General features: G+C 57.4%; 26 protein-coding genes. 11 read left to right on the forward strand and 15 right to left on the reverse strand.

Annotation, left to right across the window (positions count from 1 at the left end; all coding sequences use genetic code 11):
* The 7 genes from CXZ10_RS11150 to CXZ10_RS11180 all read right to left on the reverse strand — a co-directional run.
* On the reverse strand, positions 1–1,005 hold a 1,005-nt coding region (locus tag CXZ10_RS11150; protein ID WP_143741517.1), incomplete at its 3' end, for a HAMP domain-containing protein.
* Positions 1,006–1,083: 78 nt separating this feature from the next.
* Positions 1,084–1,593, reverse strand: a complete 510-nt coding sequence (locus CXZ10_RS11155) for a chemotaxis protein CheW (RefSeq protein WP_101289244.1) — start codon at positions 1,591–1,593, stop codon at positions 1,084–1,086.
* Positions 1,590–3,620 carry a chemotaxis protein CheA gene (locus CXZ10_RS11160; RefSeq protein ID WP_101289245.1) on the reverse strand — a complete coding sequence of 677 codons (2,031 nt, stop codon included), beginning with the start codon at positions 3,618–3,620 and terminating at the stop codon, positions 1,590–1,592. The genes CXZ10_RS11155 and CXZ10_RS11160 overlap by 4 nt, the downstream gene beginning before the upstream one ends.
* Positions 3,617–3,985 carry a response regulator gene (locus tag CXZ10_RS11165; protein ID WP_101289246.1) on the reverse strand — a complete coding sequence of 123 codons (369 nt, stop codon included), beginning with the start codon at positions 3,983–3,985 and terminating at the stop codon, positions 3,617–3,619. Before CXZ10_RS11165 ends, CXZ10_RS11160 begins: the two co-directional genes overlap by 4 nt.
* Complete coding sequence (locus CXZ10_RS11170; RefSeq protein ID WP_101289247.1) at positions 3,982–4,299, reverse strand: hypothetical protein; 318 nt, start codon at positions 4,297–4,299, stop codon at positions 3,982–3,984. The genes CXZ10_RS11165 and CXZ10_RS11170 overlap by 4 nt, the downstream gene beginning before the upstream one ends.
* 417 nt (positions 4,300–4,716) lie before the next feature.
* Positions 4,717–5,778: an HD domain-containing phosphohydrolase gene (locus tag CXZ10_RS11175; protein WP_180335956.1), complete on the reverse strand. Its 1,062-nt coding sequence runs from the start codon at positions 5,776–5,778 to the stop codon at positions 4,717–4,719.
* A gap of 319 nt (positions 5,779–6,097) precedes the next feature.
* The gene (locus tag CXZ10_RS11180) at positions 6,098–6,955 is read right to left on the reverse strand and encodes a DUF3313 domain-containing protein (RefSeq protein WP_244617290.1); all 858 of its coding nucleotides are present in this window, start codon (positions 6,953–6,955) and stop codon (positions 6,098–6,100) included.
* Positions 6,956–7,466: 511 nt separating this feature from the next.
* Here CXZ10_RS11180 and CXZ10_RS11185 point away from each other — a divergent pair.
* Both CXZ10_RS11185 and CXZ10_RS11190 read left to right on the forward strand, forming a co-directional pair.
* Positions 7,467–8,195, forward strand: a complete 729-nt coding sequence (locus CXZ10_RS11185; RefSeq protein WP_101289249.1) for a response regulator — start codon at positions 7,467–7,469, stop codon at positions 8,193–8,195.
* Positions 8,192–9,460 (forward strand): sensor histidine kinase, encoded by a 1,269-nt coding sequence (locus tag CXZ10_RS11190; protein WP_101289250.1) that lies wholly within the window; start codon positions 8,192–8,194, stop codon positions 9,458–9,460. Before CXZ10_RS11185 ends, CXZ10_RS11190 begins: the two co-directional genes overlap by 4 nt.
* Before the next feature lie 14 nt (positions 9,461–9,474).
* On the opposite strand, the gene CXZ10_RS11195 is transcribed toward CXZ10_RS11190, so the two are convergent.
* The 4 genes from CXZ10_RS11195 to CXZ10_RS11210 all read right to left on the reverse strand — a co-directional run bounded on the left by CXZ10_RS11195 (position 9,475) and on the right by CXZ10_RS11210 (position 12,874).
* Positions 9,475–9,654 (reverse strand): hypothetical protein, encoded by a 180-nt coding sequence (locus CXZ10_RS11195; RefSeq protein ID WP_101289251.1) that lies wholly within the window; start codon positions 9,652–9,654, stop codon positions 9,475–9,477.
* Entirely contained in the window at positions 9,651–10,010 is a 360-nt protein-coding gene (locus CXZ10_RS21540; protein WP_180335957.1) for a PilZ domain-containing protein, read from the reverse strand. Before CXZ10_RS21540 ends, CXZ10_RS11195 begins: the two co-directional genes overlap by 4 nt.
* 346 nt (positions 10,011–10,356) lie before the next feature.
* The gene (locus tag CXZ10_RS11205) at positions 10,357–11,433 is read right to left on the reverse strand and encodes a phosphatase PAP2 family protein (protein WP_101289253.1); all 1,077 of its coding nucleotides are present in this window, start codon (positions 11,431–11,433) and stop codon (positions 10,357–10,359) included.
* Positions 11,434–11,836: 403 nt separating this feature from the next.
* On the reverse strand, positions 11,837–12,874 hold the full coding sequence (locus CXZ10_RS11210) for a DUF2806 domain-containing protein (protein WP_180335958.1): 1,038 nt from the start codon (positions 12,872–12,874) through the stop codon (positions 11,837–11,839).
* A gap of 330 nt (positions 12,875–13,204) precedes the next feature.
* On the opposite strand from CXZ10_RS11210, the gene CXZ10_RS11215 reads away from it, so the two are divergent.
* The 5 genes from CXZ10_RS11215 (at position 13,205) to CXZ10_RS11235 (ending at position 18,243) form a co-directional block, all read left to right on the forward strand.
* A complete protein-coding gene (locus CXZ10_RS11215; RefSeq protein WP_101289265.1) occupies positions 13,205–13,651 on the forward strand; it encodes a DUF6641 family protein in 447 nt (148 codons plus the stop codon).
* 270 nt (positions 13,652–13,921) lie between these two features.
* A complete protein-coding gene (locus CXZ10_RS11220) occupies positions 13,922–14,290 on the forward strand; it encodes a hypothetical protein (RefSeq protein WP_143741518.1) in 369 nt (122 codons plus the stop codon).
* Between the two features lie 6 nt (positions 14,291–14,296).
* Positions 14,297–15,250, forward strand: a complete 954-nt coding sequence (locus CXZ10_RS11225; RefSeq protein WP_101289270.1) for an MvdC/MvdD family ATP grasp protein — start codon at positions 14,297–14,299, stop codon at positions 15,248–15,250.
* On the forward strand, positions 15,243–15,899 hold the full coding sequence (locus CXZ10_RS11230) for a hypothetical protein (protein ID WP_101289273.1): 657 nt from the start codon (positions 15,243–15,245) through the stop codon (positions 15,897–15,899). The genes CXZ10_RS11225 and CXZ10_RS11230 overlap by 8 nt, the downstream gene beginning before the upstream one ends.
* Before the next feature lie 622 nt (positions 15,900–16,521).
* Positions 16,522–18,243: a hypothetical protein gene (locus tag CXZ10_RS11235; protein ID WP_101289282.1), complete on the forward strand. Its 1,722-nt coding sequence runs from the start codon at positions 16,522–16,524 to the stop codon at positions 18,241–18,243.
* A gap of 177 nt (positions 18,244–18,420) precedes the next feature.
* Here the strand turns inward: CXZ10_RS11235 and CXZ10_RS11240 are convergent, their stop codons facing one another.
* Positions 18,421–18,615 (reverse strand): hypothetical protein, encoded by a 195-nt coding sequence (locus CXZ10_RS11240; protein ID WP_101289284.1) that lies wholly within the window; start codon positions 18,613–18,615, stop codon positions 18,421–18,423.
* 196 nt (positions 18,616–18,811) lie between these two features.
* Here CXZ10_RS11240 and CXZ10_RS21995 point away from each other — a divergent pair, with 196 nt between their 5' ends.
* On the forward strand, positions 18,812–19,060 hold the full coding sequence (locus tag CXZ10_RS21995; RefSeq protein WP_101289285.1) for a helix-turn-helix domain-containing protein: 249 nt from the start codon (positions 18,812–18,814) through the stop codon (positions 19,058–19,060).
* Between the two features lie 57 nt (positions 19,061–19,117).
* Positions 19,118–19,378 carry a helix-turn-helix domain-containing protein gene (locus tag CXZ10_RS11250; protein ID WP_101289287.1) on the forward strand — a complete coding sequence of 87 codons (261 nt, stop codon included), beginning with the start codon at positions 19,118–19,120 and terminating at the stop codon, positions 19,376–19,378.
* A gap of 465 nt (positions 19,379–19,843) precedes the next feature.
* Here the strand turns inward: CXZ10_RS11250 and CXZ10_RS22000 are convergent, their stop codons facing one another.
* On the reverse strand, positions 19,844–20,206 hold the full coding sequence (locus CXZ10_RS22000; RefSeq protein WP_101289296.1) for a DUF6626 family protein: 363 nt from the start codon (positions 20,204–20,206) through the stop codon (positions 19,844–19,846).
* A gap of 236 nt (positions 20,207–20,442) precedes the next feature.
* Between CXZ10_RS22000 and CXZ10_RS11265 the strand changes: the two genes are divergently transcribed.
* Positions 20,443–21,012 carry a tyrosine-type recombinase/integrase gene (locus tag CXZ10_RS11265; protein WP_101289303.1) on the forward strand — a complete coding sequence of 190 codons (570 nt, stop codon included), beginning with the start codon at positions 20,443–20,445 and terminating at the stop codon, positions 21,010–21,012.
* A gap of 239 nt (positions 21,013–21,251) precedes the next feature.
* Here CXZ10_RS11265 and CXZ10_RS11270 read toward each other — a convergent pair whose 3' ends face one another.
* Positions 21,252–22,583 (reverse strand): hypothetical protein, encoded by a 1,332-nt coding sequence (locus tag CXZ10_RS11270; protein WP_101289304.1) that lies wholly within the window; start codon positions 22,581–22,583, stop codon positions 21,252–21,254.
* Between the two features lie 384 nt (positions 22,584–22,967).
* Positions 22,968–24,287, reverse strand: a complete 1,320-nt coding sequence (locus tag CXZ10_RS11275) for a hypothetical protein (protein ID WP_101289305.1) — start codon at positions 24,285–24,287, stop codon at positions 22,968–22,970.
* Positions 24,288–24,599: 312 nt separating this feature from the next.
* On the opposite strand from CXZ10_RS11275, the gene CXZ10_RS11280 reads away from it, so the two are divergent.
* Positions 24,600–25,664, forward strand: a complete 1,065-nt coding sequence (locus CXZ10_RS11280) for a hypothetical protein (RefSeq protein ID WP_101289307.1) — start codon at positions 24,600–24,602, stop codon at positions 25,662–25,664.
* Positions 25,665–25,920: the final 256 nt, after the last annotated feature.

The following is a 25,920-nucleotide window of genomic DNA, read 5'->3' on the forward strand; positions in this document are numbered from 1 at the left end:
TTCCTCGGCCGACGAGGCCTGTTCGGTCGCGCCCTGGGCGATCTGCTCGGAGGCCGACGACAGCTGCTGGCTGCCAGCCGACACGTTGTCCGACGCAACCAATGCATCAGTCACCACCGACCGAAGACGCTCCACCATATCGAGCAATGACCTGCCCAGAATATCCTTGTCGGACAGCGGCTTCGGCGTCACGGTCAGGTTGCCGTTGGAGATCTCGGCGGCCATGCCGGCGGTCTCGCGAAGGTTGGCCGTCATCCTCTGCATGGCCGAGATCAGGTCCTTGATCTCGTCGTTGGACTTGTGGGCGACATCATGCCCGAGGTCGCCAAGGGCGACCGCCTCGGCCAGCTCGATGCCGCGCCTCAGACCGCGGGCGATGGACAGCGACATCCAAGTCGCAGCCACGATGGCAATGAGCGCAGCAGACGCCGCCAGAGCAATCACCAGTGTTCTGATCGACTGGTACGCGCTTTCCGCAGCAACAGTGGCGTCCTGCAGGACGTTCTGTTGTCCTTCAACCAACGCGTCCGCAGCGTCAGAGGTAGCATTTGCGGCCTTGCTGACGTCGCCTTGAGAAAAGCTGATAGCTGCCTGCTGGCCACTGCTTGCCTGTACTTGAGGGAGTCTCGCCGCTGCCTTTGAGAAATCGGCAGCGGCCGTCTTGAGTGCTTCCCAAGCGGGCTTTCGATCGGCGCTGGCGCCCTCAAACCCTTTCTGGGCGAGATCTAGGACAGTGGCAAGCGAAGCCTCGGACTTCTTGTAGTACTCGTTGATCTTGTCTGTTTCGGTTGCGAGCAGTGCGTTTTTCTGCTGGCGAACAGTTTCTGCAAGTGCCCCCTTTGCCTCCAGGGCGTGCTGCAGGCGAACAACCGGCCCGTTAACGAGACTGAAGAGAGTGTCGTTGAGGTTGGAGAGGCTGAAGGTGCTGAGGACGGCCAAGCTGATGAGCATGGCTACGACCAGGGCAAAGGATAGCGCAAGCTTTAGTTTGATTGTGATACGCATAATACTAGAACTTTCCGTCGATGCGCCCGGGTCCCTTCCGGGCTTATTCGGATGGCATTGAGGATTCGGACGTTTGGTTCAATCCGGTCCGCTCGCACGCCCCTTGGAGGCAAAAATGGCCTTGAGGTTCGGGAAGATGATGAAGGCTCCCTCCCGCTGGATCAGGCATTCGATGAACTGCGGCGGCCATTTGAGACCGACGCGCGGCGGCGGTTCGCCGCTGGCCTTCGACAAGGTCGTGACCTCGTTGACGCGGTCGGTCCTGAGGCCGACGAGCGATGACGCTCCGTCGAGGTCCAGCTCGACCACCACGACACGGCTGTCGATGGTGGTTGCCGCCGCTGCCATGCCCATGGCGACGCGGATGTCGGCGAGCGGTATGACCTTGCCGCGAAAGTTGATGACGGCGTTGACGAATGGCCGGCTGCCCGGAACGATGGTTTCCGGCAGAAGATCGAGGATCTCCCGCACGATGGCCGCTTCGAGGGCGAAGGTTTCTCCGCCGATCTCGAAGGTGAGCACTTCGATCTCGTCGTCGGCCGGCATGTCGCGAAGCGTGGCTTTTGTTTTGAGGGCTAGATCACTCATGCGATTGCGCGCAGCCGCGCCTCCTGCTCTTGGCCGAGCGACACCAGGTTGATCACATCCAGGATGAGCGCAACGGAACCGTCGCCAAGGATGGTGGCACCGGAGAAGGTCGTCACGTCGTCATGCAGCTTGGACATTGACTTGATGACGGTCTGGTGGTGGCCGATGATCTGGTCGACGATCAGACCGACGCGTTCCTCGCCGGTCGAAACCACCACCATCTTCTGGTAGCGGTCGGGCTTGGTGCCGGTGGCGAACAGTTCGCGCAGGCGGATGAAGGGCACCAGCGTATCGCGAAGCGACAGGAAGGCACGACCGCGTGAACGCAGATCCTCCTCCTGACTGATCTCGATACACTCCTCGACGGCGGGGAGCGGGATCACATAATGGCCTTCCCCCACCCGGACGAGCAGGCCGTCGATGATGGCCAGCGTCAGCGGAATGCGCAGCGAGACGGTGGAACCCTCTCCCGGACGGCTGGCGACGTCGATCGAGCCGTGCAGCGACTCGATGGCTTTCTTGACGACGTCCATGCCGACGCCCCGGCCGGACAGGTTGGTCACCGACGAAGCGGTAGAGAAGCCCGGCTGGAAGATCAGCTGAAGCAGCTCCTGGTCCGGAATGGTCGCCCCCGCCTGGATCAATCCTGCCGCCTCGGCCTTGGCCCGCACCTTGGCTCTGTCGATGCCGCGGCCGTCGTCAGTGACCGAAATGATCACCTCACCGCCGGTCTGGCGGGCGGAGAGACGTATGCTGCCGGCTTCCGGCTTGCCGGCGGCAAGGCGCGCTTCGATCGGTTCCAGGCCGTGGTCGGCGGCATTGCGCACCAGATGCACCAGCGGATCGGCGAGACGCTCGATCACCGTCTTGTCCATCTCGGTACTTTCGCCGTCGGTCGAAAGCTCGATCTTCTTGCCGGTGTCGCGCTGAAGGTCATGCACCAGACGACGGTAGCGGTCGAACAGCGTCGCAACCGGCACCATGCGCAGCACCATCATGGTGACGCGCAACTCGCTGCAAAGACGCTCCATTTCCTCGCTGACCGTGCGAAGGCCGATGTCGCTGCTGCCGGCGGCGATCTGCTGCAGGCGAGACTGGACGATCACCAACTCCCCGACGCGGTCCATCAGTTCGTCGAGGCGCTCGGCGGGAACGCGCACGCTTTCCACCTTCCGCCTGAGCTTCGGGTCGGCGGCGTCCGAAACGGGCTTGGCGGACGTGTCCGGCGCCTGGCGTTCGGCCTTGGGTTCGGTGACTGCCGTCATGGGGGGCGGCTCGGCAATGACAGCGGCTGGCGCTGCGGCGTTCGGCCTGGTTTCGCTGTCGCCCAGTTCCTCTATGTCCAGCGTCATGTCATCCATGACGAACAGGAACACGTCCTCGATATCGGCGCGGCTTTTGCTGGTCGTCAGCGTCACGTCCCAGGTGACGTAAAGCGCCGTCGGGTCGAGCTTTTCGAGAGGCGGCAAAGCCGATCTGTCCAGCACGACGCGACACTCGCCCATCGCCCTGAGTTCGTCGAGAAAGCTCAAGGGGTTCGTGCCGTTGACGAGGGTGTTCTCCGGCAGGCCGAACCGGATGCGCCATGTTGTCGGCACGCCCGACTCCGCTACGGCCGGCGAGGCCACCGACGGTAGGACTGGCGCCGGCCCTGCCTCTGAGACGGCTGCTTGCAGGCGTTCCAGAAGATAGTTTTCCTCGTCGGTGTTCTCGCTGGTGGGGTCCTCGACGAGGGCGCGCATGTGATCGCGTGCGTCCAGAACCGCCGAGACCAGCTCCGGCGTCGCCTCGGCCAATCCCTTGCGCACTCGATCGAAGGCGGTTTCGCAATGATGGGTGAAGGCGGCGAGGCGGTCGAAGCCGAACATGGCCCCCGACCCCTTGAGGGTGTGAAGGGCGCGGAAGACTGCGTCGACCAGGTTGCGGTCGTCGAGGCGGTGTTCGAGATCGAGCAGGCCCTGCTCCATCTGCTCGAGCAGCTCGGCCGCTTCTATGCGGAAGATGTCCGCCGGATCAGGTGTACTCATTTGGCGAGCACCTTCTGAACGAGGCGGACCAACTGATCGGACTCGAAGGGCTTGGTGAGCCAGCCGGTGGCGCCGGCAGCCTTGGCGCGTCCCTTGAGGCCGGCGTCGGATTCGGTGGTGAGGAAAAGGATCGGGACGCCGATCTGGTTCGGCAGGCGCCGAACCTCTTCGATCATGCGCAGGCCATCCATGTTCGGCATGTTGAGGTCGGTTATGACGAGATCGAAACGGGTCGCTTTGGCCTTGTTGAGGCCGTCGAGTCCATCGACTGCCTCCGTTACTTTGTAGCCGGCGCCGGTTAGGGCGATACGCGTCGTCATGCGGACCGACACCGAGTCGTCGACGGTCAGAATATTCGCAGTCACTGGGCGGTCTCCTCGTGGAGCCAGAATGAACGATCGGCAACTGTTGCAGCCGTCAGAAGGCCACTACGGTCTAGCGCGCGCCGAAGCTCGCCGCCGGCCGGTTCAAGAAGAGACAGGGACTTGCCCTGCTCGGCAGCTCGTTGCCTTGCGGCCTCAATGAGCTGGAGGAAACTGAGATCTACTGTCGCGTCGGTGGGAATGGCGAGTTGAATACTCGACAGCCTGTCCATCGCTTCGATTAGGGTAGAATAAGACGCCCGGATGTCTGAAACGCACAGAGTCGAATGCATCCGAATGACGATTGATTTCTCCATGGGCGCAGCTCCTGCTGACCGGCGGAGTGTGAAAGACAAATACTAAATTTCCATAAATCGCTTTTTACATTATCGAATTGACTCAAAATGCACGAAATAAGTTCAAAAAAGGACTTGTCGCAGAGTTAATACTCAAGAGTCACAAGACTCGTTTCGCGAGTACTGAATTGTAGATAAATGCTAGAATCCCGCACAAAGCACCAAGGAATTGCGGGCAGGAACCGGTTTCAAACCGCCGAAGGTTGTCTTGTATATGGTTATTTGTACGGAGCAAGAATCTGGAGACTCATGCCCCGACACGGGCACGCAGATACGCATAGTTCCGATCGAGATTGTTGCGAGACGGCTTGCAAAGCCGCACGGCAGCCGTGCTGCGACCTGCGTGGAGACGCGTAAGTGTTGAGTGTGTGGTGCAGCCTACGACGACCAAGCCATCGGTCCCTCTTCCTCGTCGCGGAGGGTGCGGATCACCTCTACGACGTCTTGCCACCTGTCGCGGAACACTCGGACGCAGTCCGGGTCGAAATGACTGCCTGAGCCTCGAACGATTTCCTGATAGGCGCGTTCCGGTGACCAAGCTTCCTTGTAAGGTCGCGCCGAGCTTAGCGCGTCGAACACGTCGGCCACCGCGGTGATGCGGGCTTCGATGGGAATGTCCTCTCCCGACAGGCCGCGCGGATAACCGCTGCCATCCCATTTCTCGTGATGACCGCCGACGATGGCTGCCGCTACACGAATGAGATCTGACGTGCCATTCTCGAGCAGCCGCGCGCCATAGCTCACATGTTCGCGGATCTCAGCCATTTCGTCGGCAGTGAGCCGGCCCGGCTTGTTCAGCACGGCATCCCGGACGCCGATCTTGCCGATGTCGTGCAGCGGGGCCGCCAGGTAGATCATCCGGCAGACATGCGGATCGAGCGACAGGCCCTCGGCGATCAGCCGGCTGATCGCCGCCACACGCGATATGTGGGCGCCGGTGCCGCCGTCGCGCATCTCAATGGCCCGCGCCAGCCGCCAGATCATCTCTTCCTCGCGCGACACCAGGTCGGCCGTCGCCTGGCTCACCGCCTCTTCCAGGCGGTGGGCTTGGGCGGCGAGTTCGACCTGGGTGCGGCGAAGCGACATCAGATTGGTGATCCGCGCCCGCAGCTCGATGGGATCGAAGGGCTTGTTGAGGAAGTCGTTGACGCCGGCCAGAAGCGCCTTGAGCCTGACTTCACTGTCGCGCTCGGCGGTGATCATCACGATGGGAATGGCGTGATAGTCGGGGCGCAAACGCAGGGCTTCGGTCACGTCGATGCCCGTGAGATTGGGCATCAGATAGTCCACCACCACAAGATCATATTGCCGCGTCGAGGCCAGAACCAAGGCATCCTCCGGCCGGTCGCAGAGGTCGAGCGTCAGGTCCGGCACGTCGGTCAGGGCGGCTCCCATCCAGAGCAGCACCGACTTGCTGTCGTCGATGATCAGCGCCCGCATCGCGTCTCGGCCTCATCCGACAGGTGATGTGTCAGCACAACTCGTGCTCCTCAAGCGATGTTCAAAGTGAGAGGCAAGCCACAACGTTTCCGGCACGGTGGTCCGGTGTCCGAGATCTCTCCGGTCGGGCAGAGGCTTAGCTATGGGAGCCGTCCGGGCAAAACATGGGCCGACAAATAGCAGACAAGAGTGAAGCCGGGGTTCGTCCCACGCGTGCAATTTGAAACAAGAAGGATCGTCGGTGGTGAGGCTTGACGCACGAGCGCACCCGAAGGTGCGCTCGCCAGTGTCCGTCGGGTTTCCGTCTTGCTAGGCGGCGTTAGGGCCTTGCCGTCTGCGCTGTCTTCTGCGCGCCGTTGTCCGTCCACTCGGGCGGCAGGGCGAGTTGATCGCCGATCATGCCCTTGAGGCCCCGATAGCGGCCGAACTGTTCGCAGGCGGCGTTCTTGGGACGAAGGCCGACGCTGGACTTGATCTTGTGCCAGGCCGGCAGGCCGATGCCCGAACTGTCGAAGGGGCTTTCCCCCTTGACCAGCAGTTCCCCAAAATCCTCGCCAAAGGAGTCCGCGAGGTCATAGGCGTCGCTCACCTTCGATATTCTTGCCGAGCTGAAGAAGGCATTCGCCCCTCTCGCCCAGAGAATGGAGGCCTGCTGTTGCCCTGCGACGTCGACGGCCTCCGCTTCCAACGAAAGGCTGCCCATTCCGATCGGAATGCGTGGGGTCGGGATGGGAACGGCCGTATCCACCAAACTCATGCCGAGCGACGTCGCGGCCGACAGGCCTGCCGCAACCCTGCCGGTTTCGGTGGCCCGGGTGATCGAGGCGCGGACGGTGAGATCGGCCTGGCTGTCCGGTGTGACGACGGTGAAGCGATCGCTGAGGCCGACGCACAGCGCTCGGTCGACCGCGTTGGCAACCAGCGCTCTTTGCTGTTCGGACAGTTTCGGCGCAACGGTGGGCGCGAAGGCGGTCGGGACGATCTTGATCGTCTTGGCGGCCAGAACCTGCTCCTTGTTGACGCTGAGCCGGGTCTTCGTGAACCAGCCGTCCGAGGACTTCATCGTCTCGTACGAGGTCAGCCCGTTGCCCTGGACCAGCGGCGCGGAGGCGCAGGCCGGCAGCAACGCGACCATGGCAAGGATGACGAAACACATGGGGCTAGAGGGCAGTCGCATGAATGCCTCCCTGCAAGCATTCGGCCGCCATGGACTGGGCTTGGCCATTGAGGGTTCGCGCCAGGCCGACAAGAGGCCCAACGTCGGGAAGGGCCTCGCCCGCGCCATGCGCGGCTGAAGGGATCAGCATTGTCGCGGCGGCCCAGCCGAGAACCCAACGGCGCGGCGCACTTGCGAGCTGAGGGGGGACGGAACCTGAAAAGCGCACGGCACTGTGCGAACCATCTTGAGGAGCTCGACGACGGGGAGGCCCCCATCCGCCCTCCGTGAGCTGAGTTAAGCTAAGTAGGAAGAACATGGTCATCCCCGATTATTGATGCAGGTTCCTGTTAAGGCGTCCCCGTGGCTCAAATGACGGTCGAAGATGTCTCAATAAGTCCTCCGGGCCGATTCTTGTGTCAAAACATGTCCGCCACGTAGCCGGACATCTTCCGACATAAAAAAGCTCCCGCTTCCCTTTACGGCGCAACTACCATTGGCCCGAGTATGTCCGATGCTTCAACGACCAGACATGAGCGCACAATCCCCCCAGGTTCTCGTTGTCGATGATGACAGTGAAATCCGAAAGCTCCTCGCCCGTTACCTGCGGGAGCAAGGGTTTCGCGTCCTGATCGCCTCGACCTGCGCCGAGGTGCGCGAGAAGGTGGTGACCAACCGGGTCGATCTCATCGTTCTCGACGTGATGCTTCCCGATGGGTCCGGGCTCGATCTCTGCCGTGACTTGCGGACGTCTCGATCGGCCATTCCGATCATCCTGCTCACGGCCCTCAAGGAAGACATCGACCGGATCATCGGGCTCGAGTTCGGCGCCGACGACTATCTCGGCAAGCCGTTCAACCCGCGGGAACTGGTGGCGAGGATCAGAGCGGTCCTCCGGCGCGGCCCGAAGACGGCAGACAGGCGGCCGGACGCGGCGCGCTACGGCTTCGACGGCTTCGTGGCCGATCGGTCGACGCGCTCGGTGACATCGCCCGGCGGCGAGGACGTTTCGCTTACCGGCGCCGAGTTCGACCTTCTCTTGCTGTTCCTGGAGAGGCCCGGACGCGTGCTTTCGCGCGACCAACTCCTCGATCTGACGCGAGGCGGCGGAAGCGAGGTTCTTGACCGCTCCATCGACGTGCTGATCAGCCGTCTGCGCCGCAAGCTGTCGGCGGGCGGAGCGGCCGACATCTTCAAGACCGTCCGAAACGGCGGCTATCAACTCGCCGCCAAGGTGAGCGTGCCGGATCAGCAGACATGAAGACGCTTCGGGCCAAAATCGCCTTGCTGCTGGTGATCTCGATCGTTTCCGTCGTCTCGCTGATCACGATCACCATGGCGTCCATTCTCGGCACCCAGACCGACACCGCCTCGGAGCTTCTGTCGAGGCAGGCCATATCGCTCTACGCCATGGCGAAGCGGGGCGGTACGGCCGGAATACTGTCGGATCGGCCTGCTCCGGGAGAGGTGGATGCCGGTCAGACGGAGCTGTTGCGGTCGACCACGGCCAGGCTGGGCACTCCGCTCGACCTATCGGTAACACGTGACCTGGACGACGGCCGCCTCCGCACCGCATCCATCCGCGTCGGCCCTCAAGGCTGGCTGATGCTCGACTATGACCCTCCCTCGGCTCCCGAATGGTGGGGATGGCTCCTGCTGATCACCGTCAGCGTCGGATCGATCGCGGTTTTCGTCGCCAACCGCATGAGCGAGCCCCTGGCGCTTCTCGAAAGGACGGTGGAAGCGGTCGACCCGAACGGCGCCCTGCCGGTTCTGCCGGAAGAGGGGCCGACCGAAGTGCGCGCCACCGCCGCAGCCATCAACTCGCTGTCGGCGCGGCTGAAGCGGGCCATGGAGAGCCGCATGCGGCTGGTGGCGGCCGCCGGCCACGACTTCCGAACCCCTCTGACGCGCATGCGGCTGCGGGCGGAGTTCGTTGCCGACGACGAGGAGCGGGCCTTGTGGCTACGTGATATCGACGAGTTGAAGCAGATCGCCGACAGCGCCATTGAGTTGGTTCGCGAGGAAACGGCCCAAGATGCCCCCGAGGTCATCCGTGCCGGCGATCTCGTGGGAAGCATCGTGTCGGAATTGCGGGAGCTGGGCTTTGCGGTGGAACTCACCGGCGCCGACAGCGTCTGCGTCAGGGCCAATCGTCTCGCCCTGAGCCGCGCCTTGCGGAACCTCTTCATCAACGCGGCGACCCACGGCGTACGCGGCGCCGTCAGCGTCTCAGGCGGCGCCACGGCGCGGATCACGATTTCGGACCAGGGGCCGGGCATAGACCCCGCCATGCTCGACCAGATCTTCGAGCCCTTCTTCCGCGCCGAGCGGGCGCGACATCAGACGTTTCCGGGCGCCGGGCTGGGCCTTTCGATCTCCCGGGAAATCATCATGCGGGAAGGCGGGAACATCGACATCGTCAATGGAGCCGCTGGCGGACTGATCCAGGTGGTGGAGTTGCCCGCCGTGAGCGGCCGAGCCGATCCTTTCCCGCCGAAGGTCACCCCGGCGGTACGGTTCTGACGCGGTGCGAGAGGTCAGCGAAAGGCGTTGCCCAACACCTTCATCGCCTTTGGCAAATCGGCCAACGCCTGCAAGAGCCCCTGGGGTTTGCCATACTGGCAGCTGGAGCCTTGCGTAAAGGCGTTCAAGGCGAGCAGGAACACCCCGATCAGGATGAGCCGATTGACGACAAAGGTCAGAGCCCATTTGATCATATCGATGACTCGCTCAGGTCCCTGACCCGGCGCGCCAACGCATCGCGTTCCGCCTTCAGCTTCCGGATCTGGCGCGCCACTTCGATCGGAACGACGGTGCCGCTGTCTCTATCGAGGAATGAGACACCCAGCGCCTTTGCCTGTTTCCACATGACGCGGACGCGGCGACTGTGTCCCTTGAGCGGTATGAGCAGCTCGAGATCGCTCGGTAGAAGCACCGGCTCCGGAAATTCGATCCTGGCTCCGCCTTGCGACATGTTCCGCACCAGGCAGTCGACGGTACACCATCGGTTGTTGAAAGCGACCTGGCCTCCCAAATAGGTACGGCCGCGATGCTCCCTGCGTCGATCCAGCATGAGAAGTGCCTCTCTTTGAAACGCATTGACGCTGCTCGCTCTGATTGTCGCAACCCAGATGCCAACTCGCTTCCGTCGGCAACTTGGGCTAGATGACACGTGACGGCAGCGGCTAGCCGGCTCGGCCTTCTCGTCCGTAAATGTGGGGCTGCAAAACGACTGCCATTCGTAAGCCACTTGGGGCGGGCTTCGGTCGCCACGCGAGGCTGGTGTATGACCCCTGTGACATGCCGGCATTGCAGGTATCGCCGCAAAAAGGCCAATGCAGATGCAATCGGATGATTCCTGCAGGACCGGAGCGCCGCAGAAAACAACACCGGGTGATGCTGCTATCGGCCTCTGGTGCCTAAGCCGATCGGGCGAGATCCGAGGCGACGTCGACAGAACCACTCGAGGGCCGGCTCAACGAACGAGTATGGAAAAAGATCAGCCAGACGCCGACCATGGTGGCGATGGAGAAATAGCCGTCGATGGCGTAGTGCCAGCCAAACAGGACCGCTCCGATCTGGATCAGAAAAACGACAGCCGCCCCAGCATAAGCCAAATGCCGATTGATCTCAGCGGCGGTAAGGGCGCAAAGCGTCACCATGGCCAAATGCACGCTTGGAAAAGCTGAAATACCCATGCCGAAGCCTGCCGACCTCGTAATGTAAAGCTCCCAGAGATAGATCTGGACATCACGAATGCCCATACCACTTGGTGGCCTGTGAGCGTCAAGGGCGGAGAGCACCGAGGCAAAGCGGGTGGTGTCTCCGGCGACCTCGGCGAAGAATGCCGGGCCGGCGCTAACAACGAGCCAGGCAACTACGTTGCCGAGAATTGCCCAGGCGAAGATGTACCCGACAAAGAACCGCTTGCGGACATCCGCTCTTGGCGCGGCGACGGCCATCCAGAAAACAAACCCGTTGACCCACAGCATCCAGCCTGGGCCATAGAAGAAGGTCAGGATGCGCCAAGCATGGGCATCGCTGAGAAGGTTGTTCAGGAAAACCGGCGGATCGACGCCAAAGTGTAGCCAGCGGTCGAAATCGGCCAGCTGAGTATCGGCTTTGAAACCGCTGAGCCCGATGAAGGACTTCATGGCGGTGAAGGTTGCCATAAACGGAACGAGAGCCACGAGCAAAGCAAAGCCTGCCACTATGCGAGCGATCCGCTGCCGGTCGAAAAAGGCCATGACCCAGGCGCTTGGGCGTTTCGGATCAGCAATGACAGAACGTAGAAGCAGAGCCGCGAGGACGATGGCAGGCAAAACCATGATGTCGAGCGTCACAAGGCTGCTAAAATACTCGACATAGAGCTCCGGGAAAACATGACCTACCGGCAATAAGATTGCATTGGTCAGCACGATATAGAGAAGGATCAGCCCATATATGAGACGATCACTCCGAAGCTCGCAAAGGATTGGCTTCAATAGCTTAGGCACGCGAAGTTCCCCTATACGGAGAAGACGCGCCCCCACCCTAACTGCCAATTGTATACGCAATCATAACGCGAGAGGTCCGGTCTTGCGCCAATTTTGAGGTGATCTGGAAACTCAGATTTGCAGCTTCGCCCAACCCAAAAGAGGCGCTTTGCAAGCATGACAGTTTCAAGGGATTAATGGTGCTGCGAGAGAGGATTGAACTCTCGACCTCTCCCTTACCAATTATGGTGATGAATAAAAATTGCAAATAGAATCAATGCGTAGCTCTAGCTGTGCTATGTGCGTGCTAGTCTAAATCACCTCTTTCGCTGAAAGTAATATTTAGAAAACCTCGCAAGGAAGTTCTGCATAAGTCCTCCAAGGTTGAGCGGAAAACTTCCACAAGTGCACAGATGAGCGCCAATTATACGATCGTCGGCGTTGCCTCTCCGTCCAGAATTTGAGGGTCGGGCGTATCGTTGCGCCAAAGTAGTTCTGTAAATTGGATTTTATTGCCATTACCCAACCCAGCTCCCACCCCGATATAGCATTCATGAATCAGTGGGGTTCGTAGTGAACGCGCTACGACACGAGCAGTATCGCGCGCATTGCGGCTAGTCACGAGAGGAAGAAGCTCTTGTCCAAGCGGAGTCAATGCGATGCATTCGTGGTCAATGGTGGTGTTCGTATTGCCCTTAAGTACTATGTAAATATCTCCTTCCTTAAGAAAAACATACCCGTGATTGTTGAATGTCATGGTGCGCCGTAACCCGAGTCCCGATGCGCCTTGGATAAGGCCGCAAGATTCCATGTTTATCAAACCAGTAATATCGGCAATATCGGCAGGCTTCGCTAATTGCTTTGGGGCGAATTCTCCAAATGCAGTCTTTGAAAAAGCTTCGAACGTCGATGCATCCGCTTGTGAAAATTCGGACAGAAATCTCAGTGTGCGGGTCGAAAATCGGCCTGGACCACGAATCTCCCCTGCTAGAACCCGGCCCCAGAGCCCCTGAAGACGCTCGCTGGAAGCATCTTCGGCATAACGCTCAAAAACATTTAGCCAGTCCTCGTCGAGCTCGCCTGTCGCCTGTGGAGCGGAGCCGTCTTCATTGGCGGTTAGGTGCTCGCGCAGATCTTCGACCATCGCAGCTGCCACCGCTTCTCGGTTCATCTGCTTTCTATACTCTTTGCGAATTAGCACGTTCATAGCCCGGTGTGCTGTTTCTGGATCGGCACCGGCGCTGGTTGCAACGGTATTGGCTATCGCGGCTTCCACCAGCTTATAGGATTCCGTTTGTGCTTCGATTTGGGCTTTCTTCTGAGCTAGCCAAGCAACAGGAATGTCAACAGCTGCACCTAAAAGCCGATCAAGTGCCTTTATCACGCCGGGCGTTAGTGCCTTCGGAATTGACACCAACGCCGATGCAATTTGCGCAGGCAAATTAGGCTGCTCGTCTGTCACGGTGTTTGCTCCACGTATCTTCACGTCAAACGTCGTGAGAGTCTGGTAGCTCACGGATACTCGCGAATCCATCCCGCTCCGAGAGTCTTAGCTAGACATATAGTTTACGCACCCATGTCAGTTGTGACCTTACACCCAGGCTCTATGCAATTCGGAGCTTGCTTCCGCATTCGTTTGTACTGAGGGACAGTGGCGCGGAGTCTCTCAGCCAGCACAGCGCTAGCCCGTGAAATCAGGGTGCGTGCAATCTGACGTTATTGGTCGGTTAGGTTGCGAGATCTGAAAACGGCAGTAGATGGGATGGGAACTGTCCACATGGAGGTCCCGACAATGAGCATCCTGAAAAGCCTGAAGCTGACCAACGCCAAGCCTGTCCGTTCGAGCGACAATCCCGTCGAGCGTGCCCGCGACAAGGTGATTTCCGCGCTCGTCGAGCAGAAGGCCATGGCCGAAGCCAAGATTGCCGGCCAGCACTTCGCGCCGACGCACATGGTCTGGCGGAAGGGCGCTGATGGTCAGCGTGTCCAGGTCGAGGCGCCGAAGCGTCTGCGGGCTGGCTGGTTTACCGATGCGTCCGGCCAGTTCTTCTTTGGCCTGCGCTATGCGGGCAAGACCATCGAGTTCGCCAAGGACAAGAACGCAGTGACGATCGGCGAGTTTGCCAACCTTCCCGGCATCATCGACAAGCTGATCGAGGCGGTTCGCGCTGGAGAGCTGGATGACCAGTTCGCCCAGGCCTCGGCCGAACGGGGCTCGATGCTCCGCAAGGCAAATTGACCGACAGCAAGTTCCTTGACGAGAGCTGAAGGGGACGTCCGGCACGAACACTCAGTCCCCGACTTTTCATGCTTGCCGCAGTGACCGCTGGACTGCGGCAAGGCTCATCCAGTTTCCCGATTCCCCTAAGGGAAAATTTCGCCAACTTCGCGGAGCCATCCTAGATCGCCAGCATCCGCTGATTGAATGGTGAATTGCGATAACGCCCCATTGGCAAGCTAGCGTTGTCATCTTAAGAATGGACGTTCTATAGAGCCAGCGGGGCTTCAATTGCATTCAGATCTCGACGAGAATGAACGGTTGGGCCAAATCGTGCCTTTCCTTGCAACGCTTTCCATTGGGCGGATAGAAGCATCATCGTTGCATGGCGAGTACAACGAAGACCTCCAAATGATGGTCTCGATAAATGACGGCAGCGTTACGCCGTTGATCGAGTCCCAAAGAGACGACGTATATTTTCTCACCAAAACCAAGGTTGATATGGAGTCTGATGATGATGACTCTGAAATGATCAACTCTTGTCATTCCGCGCTAGGCGAGAAATTTCGTCCAACAGCACCGCTATTCCTCGATCTTATCACGAAGACAATGGCATACACCGAAGAGGACGATGAAACAAAATCCATCCTCGATGAGTGACCATCCATGCGATACGAGTATCTGCTATTTACGAGCTCGGAAGACGTTACATGCGATTTTATCGTTAAGGAATTGAGGAGCAGAGGGAAGCCCGTTTTCCGGCTGAATACAGACAAGATCGCATCCTCAACTTTCTTGTACTCCCCTGATCCTGAGCAGATGAGTTTAGAGATAGGAGACCGGCATCTTCTCCTGTCTGATGTAAGGGCGGGCTATTACCGACGACCCAAAGAACCCCAAGTAAGCCAAATCGGCCCTTACGCGGAGTACTACGCCCGAGAGTGGCGAACAGTACTTCAGTCCGTTATTTCGTCTGTCGATGCCAAATGGCTTAATCATCCGCGGGAGATTTCTCGCGCGGAAGATAAGCTGCGACAGCTGCGAGTCGCAAAGAACATTGGCTTCAGAATTCCTTCCACAGTTGTTACCAACGATCCGAAGATCGTGAGAGCGCGTGTCCAGCAGAGCGATGTGGTAGTAAAGCCGATTCGAAGGGCGCTCTTTGAGAATAACGGATATCAGTCCGTGACTTTCACCACGCAGGTTGGTCACATTCGCGAGGGAATGGAGGACTCAATAAGGGCATGCCCCTTTATTATCCAGCAGCTTATCAAAAAGAGATTTGACGTTCGAGTAACAGTAGTCGGTAACTCGGTTTTCGCTGTCGCAATACACTCGCAAGATCATAGCGAAACGCAAGTCGACTGGAGGAGGGGAGGTCACTCCGATCTCCCACACGAGGCAATAGAGCTCCCGGTCGAAATCTCAAGCCTCTGCCGTGAAATGGTCCGCCGTCAGAGTTTACGCTTTGGCGCTATCGACTTGGTTTTGGATCGTGATGGAGAGTATTGGTTCCTTGAATGCAATCCAAATGGACAGTGGGCGTGGATCGAGAACCGGACCGGTTTGCCGATAGCGAAAGCGATCGTCGACGAAATGGAAGAGATCGCCAATGCTTGATTTCACCCGCTTTATTTGGCCGTCACCCCGCTTGGAGAGCGCTGCCGAACGAAAGGAACGAGAGCAGCACGTAGAGGCCATTGTCTCGAAAATAAAGACGCAAGAGTGGGCGATCGAACTGGATACCTCGTTGGAAGAGGCCAGAGCTATCTACTCAGCGGAAGATGAAAGACGGAAGTATGCCGATCAAAAGGCATCAATCTATTTGACCCTAATTGCCGCAATCGTTCCTTTTTCTCTCCCGTTCGTATCTGATATCTGGCGCGGAAATAACGTGCTGATCTCGCAGCCCGTAAGGATATGTTTCTTTGTTTCGTTCGCGCTTGCGCTCTCATATCTTGTTGGCGGAGCATGGTGGTCTTTTCGCGCGATCAGTGTTTCGGGATACCATCGCACCGACGTCGAGGATCTGCTGCAATGTTGGGGGAGCCAGCATCCTAAAACGCGGCTAACAAGGAAGATACTCTGTGCGGCGGTGCGTAATCGAGCTGGAACAAACGAAAAGTTCACAAAAGCAATTTCTGCGCACCAATTCCTAATTCGTGCGATTATATTTTTTGTTATTTCGACTTTTATAGCTATCGCGGGTGACGACATTTATGCGCTAATTCTATCTGCTCAGTCGGTGTTATTGCAGATCATTTGCTAGAGCACTTTGCGAATATTACCGGTTGCTTCGCTATCGCCAATAGAACGCAGAGTGTTTACGTCACCTACCCAAGAGTGTCAGTACCAGCATAACCGCTCCGAAGATGATCCATATCCAAGGTACATCCTTCTTTGTTTGTTGAGGCGGCGGTGGTCTTCGCCATTGCCTCCTTCGCTCGGCAAAGCTAGAGCCAGAGCAAAACAAAATCCCCTTAGGGAAAATCTCGCTTCCGGCAGCCATAAAAAGCATTGGAATCGTTCCCGTGGGGTCGATGAGCAAGATAAGACTTGATGTGGGATTCCCGAGAATTAATTCAGGTTTTTTAGGCCTATGTAAACCACATTGCCGAACTCACTTGACAGGTCGTTTTTTTCTTCCCCCGTTTTCCTTGACAGATTCAAAACCTGTGAGACCATTCGTCTTGTCCGAGTGATCCAAAGCAAATTGCGCAATAGCCGAAGATTACTTGCGGGTCGTGCTGTAAAGTAGACCGGAGCGTAAAGCTCAGACACTCCCAAACACTGACGATGTTTGACGGCTTGCCGCTCCGGCAGGCCGGTTCTGTTTGGCTGACCATCCCGGTCTGCCGATGTCAATTAAAACCCATAGATTGGAGACTAAAGTGAACAAGATCGTAGACAATTCCACCCTGACCGCCGCTCCGGTTTCCCTTGGCGCCCTGCAGGGCGTTGGCGTTCCGCAGGATCAAGCCGAGGATGGCGGTGCTGTTTTCAAGTCAGTTGCACCGCACGCCAGCAACGCGGACGATGCAAAGGGCCTCAATGGAGAGGCCAGGGTCGCGCTGAGCGGTTGGCTGGCCGAACAGTGCCAGCGTTCAGGTTCGGCATATAAGAGGACGAGGCTTCACGGCGACGCTCTGCAGAGGCAGACCATCGCGCTCTTGTCCCTGGAGGTCGCCCTCTTTCCGGAGATTGATTGGGACGAAAGGCTTGACGCCCTCCACATCGATCGGGCTCATATTACGAGCAAGCACAAGATGTGTAAGGCTGTTGCCGCAACGTTTGGGCTCGACTCGAAGGCTGACAACCTTGTGGAGGCCCGGCAAGCTGGCAAGATGATCGATCGACTCGCGCTCACAGTCGAGTGGCTCGCCAACCAGATCCGTTCGATGACACCCGCGCAGCTGAAAGCCGTCACATTCGACGATCAGGGCGTTAAGCAGTTGGTGGCGCTGCTTATGTCCGTGGGCGGCATCACCAAAGCCAGTGACTTGCAGCGCGGAATCAACAACGGCAGAGGCAAGGTTATCATCGATCGGTTCGCTGGTGCTGTTAAGCGCGCCGATAAGGGAAAGGCAGTGCTGCGCAAGCGGGACGGGCTGGCCGAAGGGGCAGACATTCCGATCAGCATTACGGTAACAGTCGGAAATAAGCAGGTTCCCTTCGAGGTGCCTCAGAGCTTAGTTGAGTCAATCAAGGGGCAGATCTACGAAGATGCCTATGAGGTCAGCCCAATCGCCAACATGCTCGGCGAGCTGGTCGAGGTAGGCTCGGTGGTAGCTCATCGTGAGCAGACCTTGGCGGCTGGCTCTTTGGGGGCTGATCCCGAGATGTACGCCGGCTCGCGCCAGTTCGTTCTCAGACCTGACCAGTCGATCCTGATCTCGTCGATCACTCCTACGGACTCCTGCGGCCCGGTCGTCGTTGCCCGCCCCAAGGTGGCGATCGTTGATCCCTGGCCAGCGGGCTTCTGTCGTCTGTCGAGCGAGGGCTGGAGCTTTGCCGAGGCTAACCTCCTTGATGCCGATCGTCGCAAGTACTTCGATGCGTCGATCATGGCGTCTGCGAACACGGCGTGTGCTGCGTCTATCGAGCTAATCACCTCGGTGGCCGGCATCGAGAAAGCCCGTTCCTACAGTGTCGACGTTCTGCCGATCGCTTCGGGGCTGGCAAGCTATCCGCTCGAATTCACGTTGGACAAGTTCAGTCCGGAGTTCGAGTTCGCCGTGAGCCGCGAGGACTTGAAGGCTTGGGGTGCTCTGTTGCCTTCGAGGGTCAGCAACCGCCACAAGATCGAGCTTATGTCGGTCGGTGGCGGGCTCTCGCTCCTTCTTGGTTCGCACGATTTTTACCCAAGCCACGTGACCAAAGTTACGGACGACGAGGAAGTACTCTTCGCCCCTGGTATCCTGTTGTCAGTGCTGAGAATGCTGGTTTTACTTCCGTTGACGGATTCCGATGTCGAGTTCGAGGCGGACCCGGTAGGAGGCATGCACATCCGCTTCGCAACCGAGGCGGCGGACTATGAGCTATACATCCCTGCAATCATGGAACGAGGCCCTAAGGCGCATTCGCGGGACCTGCGTCCGATTCCGGTGGCCTGACGAGACTAGCCGGCCTTCGGGCCTGCTGGCGTCCTTGATAATCGTGTCCTGAAGAGCGGCGGCTGCTTTGTGTGGCTGCCGCCTTTTCTTTGTTCTTGGGTTGGCCCCTTCGCAAGGAAGGGGGAGCGACCAAGGGCAGTCATCCATCACAGGTGACCGTGTCCTTAGTCCAGAACGCTAGCGGCAATATCCTCCGGCACACCAATAATCCCAGGCGTTCCAGTAGGCGAACAGCCAGTCGCTGCCGAGCATTGCCATGCCGATGGCGTTGTAGACGGACAGGACCATCGCTAGCGCCATCATGATCTTCCAGAACAGGACGGGGCCAGTCGCGGTTAGCGCTGCCGCCGAACGATCCTGAGTGCTGGTCACTGCTGACCCTACCACACCAAGCGGTCGGCCTCCTGCGTTTCTCTGGCGCTCTGCCGCTGCCATCCGGAGAGGCTTTGGTAGCGAGATGCTGGACATATCATCCCTTCCCCTAAAGCTGCTGGTCGCCTCTTCACGGGAATCAATCAGAGGCGTATAATCCTCAAATTAACAAACTATTAAGTGTGTGTATAGACCCATGAATAATGAGGGGGTGGAGCAGCAGCCCACACAACTGAGCGGCGTTGCTGTAGTCGGAAGGGGAGTCGCCGTGTGGCGAGAGCAGAGAGGGCTAACGATCGAGCAGTTAGCCCAGCTATCCGGCTTTCCATCCATGCTGTTATCGGCGATTGAGGCAGGGCAGCATGATCCCGACATCGACCTTCTAGATCGCTTGGCGGGCGTTCTCGGAATTAGGCTGATTGATCTGCTGATACTGCCTAGTTAAAAATAATAGGCCTACAGTCCGTGGATAAATGCGCCGACCTATGATGCTTATACGCTCATGAATGGTCGCGAACTCGTTGCCTGGAATATGCGCCGCCTGAGGGTCGCAAAAGATATCTCTCAAGAACGCCTAGCCAACGAGGCTGGCGTTGATCGCACCTATGTAAGTCGGCTTGAGCGCAAGATGGAAAATCCGTCGATTGGCATCCTCGATAAGATTGCCAGTGCTCTCGACGCGCACGTATCAGAACTGCTGCGCGAACCGGATACTAGCGAACAGCCAACGCCATTGAAGGCAGGCCGCAAGCCAAAAGCTTAAGTCTCTTAACGAGGTTTCGGCAATGCCGCATAGCCAGATGGGTGCTATCGAGTAATTACGAACTTCAACAGGATAAGGCACACACATGCTAAAAAGAGGGCAATGTATCCGGAGAGTATGAACCGGTACGCCCTGCGAAGAGCATCGGCATAATCTGTGGGCAGCCTCGATAGCTCGCGTACCGTGAAAAACATATACGCATTTATGGCGCGACTTTTCGCCTTCGCATACTTCAGCTTCGGATCGAACTTAGCTTCTATACCGCCGACCCAGAAATATCCGATGAAAATGCTTGCCAGCGAAACGAAGAGCCACGTGCCCATTATGATCCGCAATAGCGACAATGGCTTACTCCTCGCTTAGTTGCCGACGCGATTAACAGTCTTGGCCGCAGCTAGGTAAACGGTGAACGGCGGTCGACCAGGAGCTAACCTCTCAGGCTGAAATTTCCCCTAAGGGGAGCGCTTATTGGCGGAACATGGGGCTTCCAGCAGGCCGACTACTCCGTGCTGCATATAGCCGCTCCTGGAGCAGGACTTGAAGCGGATATTCGCCAAGGAATCCTTCGACTCTGTTTCTGGCACGGCGCAAGACGAGTCTGTCTGCGACTTCGTGAACCTCGGCGCGCATTTCAATCTCCGCGCTGAGCGAAGCCCTTAACGTCATTAGGATATCGTTTGAGACATGCCTATCTCTTGCTCGCATTGAGGTGAGATAGCTGCGGGACCTAACAAGTAGGCCCTCGGAAAATTCCGCTTTCGAGCCGACAAGACCCGCTTCGCGTAGCTCCTGATAGATGTCTTCAAGTAGGTCGATTGCTGTCGTCATGATGCTCCTTCACGTCGCTGCGCTTGTGCTGCTGCTCAAGTATTTAGCGCGGCAAAGCAGGTTTTCGCCTCGCGACCGAAACGTCATAAAATCGTGTTTGTGTGACGTTTTCGGATTTTCTGACGCTAACCATTTGGCCCAATGAAGGAATTCCGGGCGAGCAGTTTTCGGTGGCGATGTCGAGTTTATGGAAACATCATAAAAGCTGAGCAATTACAGTGTATTGTGAGGTTTCCATGCGCCAAGCCCGTGTCCTGACCGAACCCGAATTCAAGCGGCTGCTGGCTGTCGTTGCGCAGTCTCGACATGCCGAGCGCAATCGTCTGGCATTCATGCTGTCACATCTCGCCGGGCTCCGTGTTGGCGAGATTGCTGGTCTGTTGGTCAGTGATGTTTTCGAGGCTGATGGTGCGATACGCGAACGCCTCGTTGTTCGAGCGTCGATTGCCAAAGGCGGTCATGAACGGGTGGTCTTCCTCAGCGATCGGTTGCGGCATGAGATCGAGCGGTTTCGCCGATCGGATGCCCAGAATCGCAAACCCAAGTCGCCACTGCTGGTGACGCAGAAGCGCACGGCGTTTTCACCAAACACGCTCTGCCAGCTGATGAACCGGTTTTATGAGGATACGGGATTGGACGGGGCGACTTCGCACAGCGGTCGGCGCTGGTTCATTACTAAGTTGGCCAATTCTGGGGTTGGCACGAAGATCATTATGACGCTTGCGGGTCATAAGCACATGACCACGACACAGCGCTACATTGACGTGCGAGAGGACATGATGAGGGCCGCGGTTGAGTTGCTGTAAGCTTTGCGAAGCGTGACGGCGCGGCGTGATGCAATCCTACATCCTACTGAATTGAGCCAGGAATAGGTTCTGATTCTATGGCACTCAGAAGTCCAACGTTGGCCGAGGGGGGGCGGTACAGGTTTTAAGAATAGAACCTAGGGAAGCTGACAATTGGGCGGATTAACGCATCGGTCATCCGCCGAAAATGAGGCCGGACCCGGCGATCGGGTTGGCTTCATTCCCGAGGCAACGGGCAACTAAACCTCTTTCCGGACACCATCGGTACCCTTCGGCAACTCGCCCCAATGATTAGGGATAGGCTTTTTCCAAACCTCGTAGAGCGGAGCGAAGGCGAAGTGAGCCCCGTTCGTATGCTCGATCGTATCAGCGAGCGCGAACTTTTTGCCATCCCGCAAAATCTCGGCACTAAGATAGATTGGGTCGCCATCCTTTGAGACGGCGGTGGCCGTCAAAAACTCTTTCCTGTCCGGGGAGTCGACGGCGCGCATATATGGGTTGGCGGGGTTCGCCGGAGCGCTCCATGTTTCGCCAATCATGATGGCGGCGTCCGCACCGATCTTTTGAGCCTGCCGCGCTAAGGTCCGCATCATCATGAACTTGTGACCATGCTCCATCGGGCGCAGTTCGCCAAAGTGGATCGGCTTTCCATCCCGAAAAAGGATGACCATCGTGATGTGGTAGCCGTCCTTCTCGAACATTCTGCGCGCACTTCGGAAAAGCGATCGAGCATGGTCGTGAATCTTGCCGCTATCGGCATACATTGTGGAAGGGTTGATCCCATATCGCTTTTCGAGTTTTGGCCCTTCCGCTATCGCTTCTTCTCGGCCCAGCTTCTTCTGAATCACTTCGAATTCTAGCGGTTCGCCTGTGGCAAGCCACACATCGAGAGTGCGGGCGTCTTCATGCCCGATCATGCACGGAAGACGGCCTCCCCGATCTCCCTCCGAGAATTGCTCTCCGGTGTTCACGTTTGTGGAGATCGGTGCGACCAGTCCCATCTGCTCGTGCGCTGATCGAACCAGTTGAGCTAAATGCCCATAGGCAGTGGCCACGGCATCCAGCAGTTCCGTGTCGGGCAGTGAATTCTCGATCCAGCGACGGCGTATGCGCAACACACCGTCTTTCTTGATATGCTGGCCCAGCAAAGAATCGGGAATGCTTTTGATCAAGGCCAGCGGTGCGTCCGAAAGCTTGGCAGGTACTTGGATCCTGGGACCTTCGTCCAGGTGGGAGGCGACAATCTCGGCACTCACAAAACTGTGCGCCTCAAGATCGCCCTGCTTTTCGATCTTGTTGCGAGCTTCAACCATCCATCGCATGAGCGGAATAGCTGCTAGTTTCTCTTGCCAGCCCTTATACCATTCTTCGAAATCCGGAATGAGCGCCTTGTTTTTTTGTAGAACGAATGAGACCTGCCGCGCGGTTTGAATGGCGGCCTGGATGGCAACCCGGAACTCGTCAGGTTCGAAATACGCCCTTTCGGCCTGATGCCAGAAATGATGGACATCTTCCAAGCGGCGATCGATTGCCGCCAACGGGCATTGATTTTCGTCGTGATCCCAAGCCATGTCGCTGCCGAACTCCTATCGGGCTTCATGAGGGACGATGCTGGAAGCCCTTGGTTGAGAACACATGGTCAGACACATCCTCATCTAGATTCAAATCAGCAATTTGGCCACGGAGCGTCTCCTCAATTGCAGACGGAGGCAAAATGATAGCCTGCTGGCGAGCGCCCGACCCAAACGCGGTAGCTACAGGTGGAGCAGTTGTGGCTTTCGTCACCACAGATATCTGCCCGACGACTGTCGCCACGCGCACCCATCTCAACGACAGCTTCCGGGTCGGACGTCTCGCTTGTCGAAACGACTAACAAGGGGCGCATTGCCAAAGATGCTAGGCCGAACTCTACCAGTGCGTTTGTCGCAGCCTGCGGCTAATTAGCGAGCCAACATTTATGCTGAGGCAGCGCGGCTTTTTTCGCCCTGCTTCTCGCCAGCCGCGTTAGTGCCGGCTGCCCAAGTCCGAAGTACCAGACTGTAATCCGCTAGGAAAAACTCGCCGCCCAGTACCTCTGCGCCATCTTCTACGAGACGCTTTTTCATCGCGTCTTCACCCGCAATTGCAATTTCAGTATTGGAATACGGCGCCTTGTCTGGTTGAGGGTCAGGCTTGAAGACTTCCCAGATGAAGGTCCCTCTGGGATAGGCGCTCTGAATCTGATCGCGTCGGGCTTGGGGACTCTTTGAAAAGCCAACCTTTATAATGTGCTGGTGTTGGACTTGGTCTGAGGTTCGTCCAAGATATGCTGCAATATCGCCTTTGAGCCGGAGGATGTAGAGATGCTTAGGCCCGTCCGTCTCCCCTACCCAATATGGCTGTGAGGCTGGTCTGATCGCGCGACTAGGAGCAAGGGCGGCTTCGAGCGTTTGAATTGTTGGGTCTACAGAACCTGTTTGCCCATAGACCGGCACTTCGTAGACATCCAACTCGTAGAGCTTCTCGGCCTCTTCGGATGAGACAGGCACGCCACTGGCCCCAATGAATTCGGGATGGGCGCTGTTGTAAGCTTGCGGGAAGAGTTCTTCGACGGGGGTATAGTCTTCCGGAGTAATGCGCCATGCTCTCGTCGCCCTGACCGCATGGAGCCACTTCCCGCGAGAATCGACATCGCGCTCCTTCTCGGCCCAGGTATCTCCTGAAATGAATCGCTCCGCGGGACCGACCTCGTGGCAAATTTCAAGCACTCCGACGACGTTACCGCGCATTCCCGTCGGTCCTCTGCCTTTAGTCACGTAGATGGCGACGAGTGTTCCTGGCTGGGAGTTCCTTAAGTAGCGGGTTCTTCGAGCCTCGTCCGAAAAGCCGATGCATCCCCAGTTGGCCGGGTCAAAACCCCAGAACGATGTCAGCCAGACTTGCCGTCCATCGGGCAGTGCGTCGGAGGCGGGAGCGAGTTCCGGGACAGACGTCCAGTCAAATGCGAATACGTCCTTCTGAGCGGTTTCTATGTCGATGGGTCCGAGCGCGGCTCGGATATAAGCCATCGCATCTTCCGCGGGATACCGTTCCCCCTTCTTCACTAGGATCGTCGTTAGTGGTGGCAACTTACGCTCTGCCAAATAGTGCAAAATAACTTCTAGATTTGGCCCCAGCCCACGCCCGGTCGGATGGTTCCAGCCTACGGCTTCGCTCACCTGCTGGTACGTGGTGCGCCTCTTTTGCAAAGCCTTAGCTGCTAGAAAGCGAGCAATTTCAAATTGAAGCGCATCCATTTAAGTTCTCGCGAAGCGCCCTCAGGATCCTGTTAACCCGCATTATTGCATGCTGTCGATAACGCAACCCAGTGAGCATTTCCGCCGATTGGCGAGCAGCATAAATAGCTGGTCGATGGCGTTCATCCCTAGAGCTGTTGACGCAGGTCGATATTCCTAAGGAACTAAGGTTGTCGATCATCCCGCTGCAAACGGGGCAAACTTGGAAGCTCTCTCATCGCGACCCAAACCGGATTTCGTGTGCTGTTTGCTTCCGCACACACCGGTCCCGGATGTTTGCAGCATCCGGGGCCAGCAGTTGAGGAAGCGGGAATGTCGAAGATGAGTGGGCCGGTGCAATACTGGACGTTTTGGGGGCAGAAGGTTGCAGCGCCAAGCGCGGAAATGTCGAAGCTCCGTGCTGCTATGATGGAGAAAGTCCTCACTTGGCAAGAGAAGCGGCAAATTCCGGGACTGACTCTTGGTTTTGCCCAGCAGCGTTCAGCCTTACTGGTGGCTGGCGATAGTGGGATCAAAGCGCGAGTAAAGGCCTGTGGGACGCGAGATCAGCATGGAAACCGCTCGGAATGCGGAGTGGTGTTCTGTCCTCGCTGCCTGATGTTACGTCGCAAAGAACAAACCGCCGAGAACTATCGCCTTTTCGCCGGTCAGGATAACAGCCATTTGGTTCTCATGACTGTGCTAGTTCGGGTGATTTCCGACCTGAACGACGCTCGGCCCCTTCAGGACAAATTCGAACTTAAAGCTCGTAACGCTATTATGGCCCGGCGAAAGAAGGACCCCAGGTGGAACAATGTGATGATCAAGGGATATTGGGAGTTCGATCATCTCTGGGGATCGGATGAACTCGGCCGCAATGCGAAAATTGCCCTGCCGCTATTGGGGTTACCGACATTCACCTTCGACGAAAGCCACTGGCTTCTGCATTTTCATGCAATCGTAGCGCTTGGAGATATTTCGATCGACGAGTTCAAATCGGCCATGAAGCGCAAAAATGCTGCTCACCCCTATCAGGTCGACGTTCAGCCCTTCAAGACCGAGCGCGACGTAAAGTGGAATATCCGCCGCATAACCCGATACGCCATGAAGTTCCGCATTGAGGACGACTACAAGCGGGCTGGCCCATTCGATCCCAACTACGTATTCGACATGAATACCAGTAATCAGCGCAAGTGGTGGCCCAAGGAAGCTGTTCGGCTACTCGTCACCCATCTTAGCCAGCCGCTTCATGGATATCGGTCGTTGCAATTTTGGATTGGTCCCAAGGGCACAACAAAAAGTAAAATCGGAGCGGACAAGACCCAGAAAGCTTCTAGCAATAAGGGAAAAATGGCGTCGGCTCTGGTGCCTGCGAAGGAAAATCAAAAGGTACGGTAGGCGATATTCTGGACAAGTACCGGAAATTATCAGGTAATCGATAGCGTGTAGTTCTCGAAAAATTACGAGATACGTGAATTGTGGAGAGGGCTTGTAATTTTGAAGAACATATAATGGTGTTGTCTGTATATAGATGTGTGTTTTCGTATCATTAACATTTAAGTCAAATTATGTGTATTATAGTAAAAATAATATAATATCGTTACATGATACTAACTAGCTCCGAATCGAAAATTTCAAATATTGCAACGGGATA

The organism is Pleomorphomonas diazotrophica, assembly GCF_002844595.1.
Taxonomy (GTDB): domain Bacteria; phylum Pseudomonadota; class Alphaproteobacteria; order Rhizobiales; family Pleomorphomonadaceae; genus Pleomorphomonas; species Pleomorphomonas diazotrophica.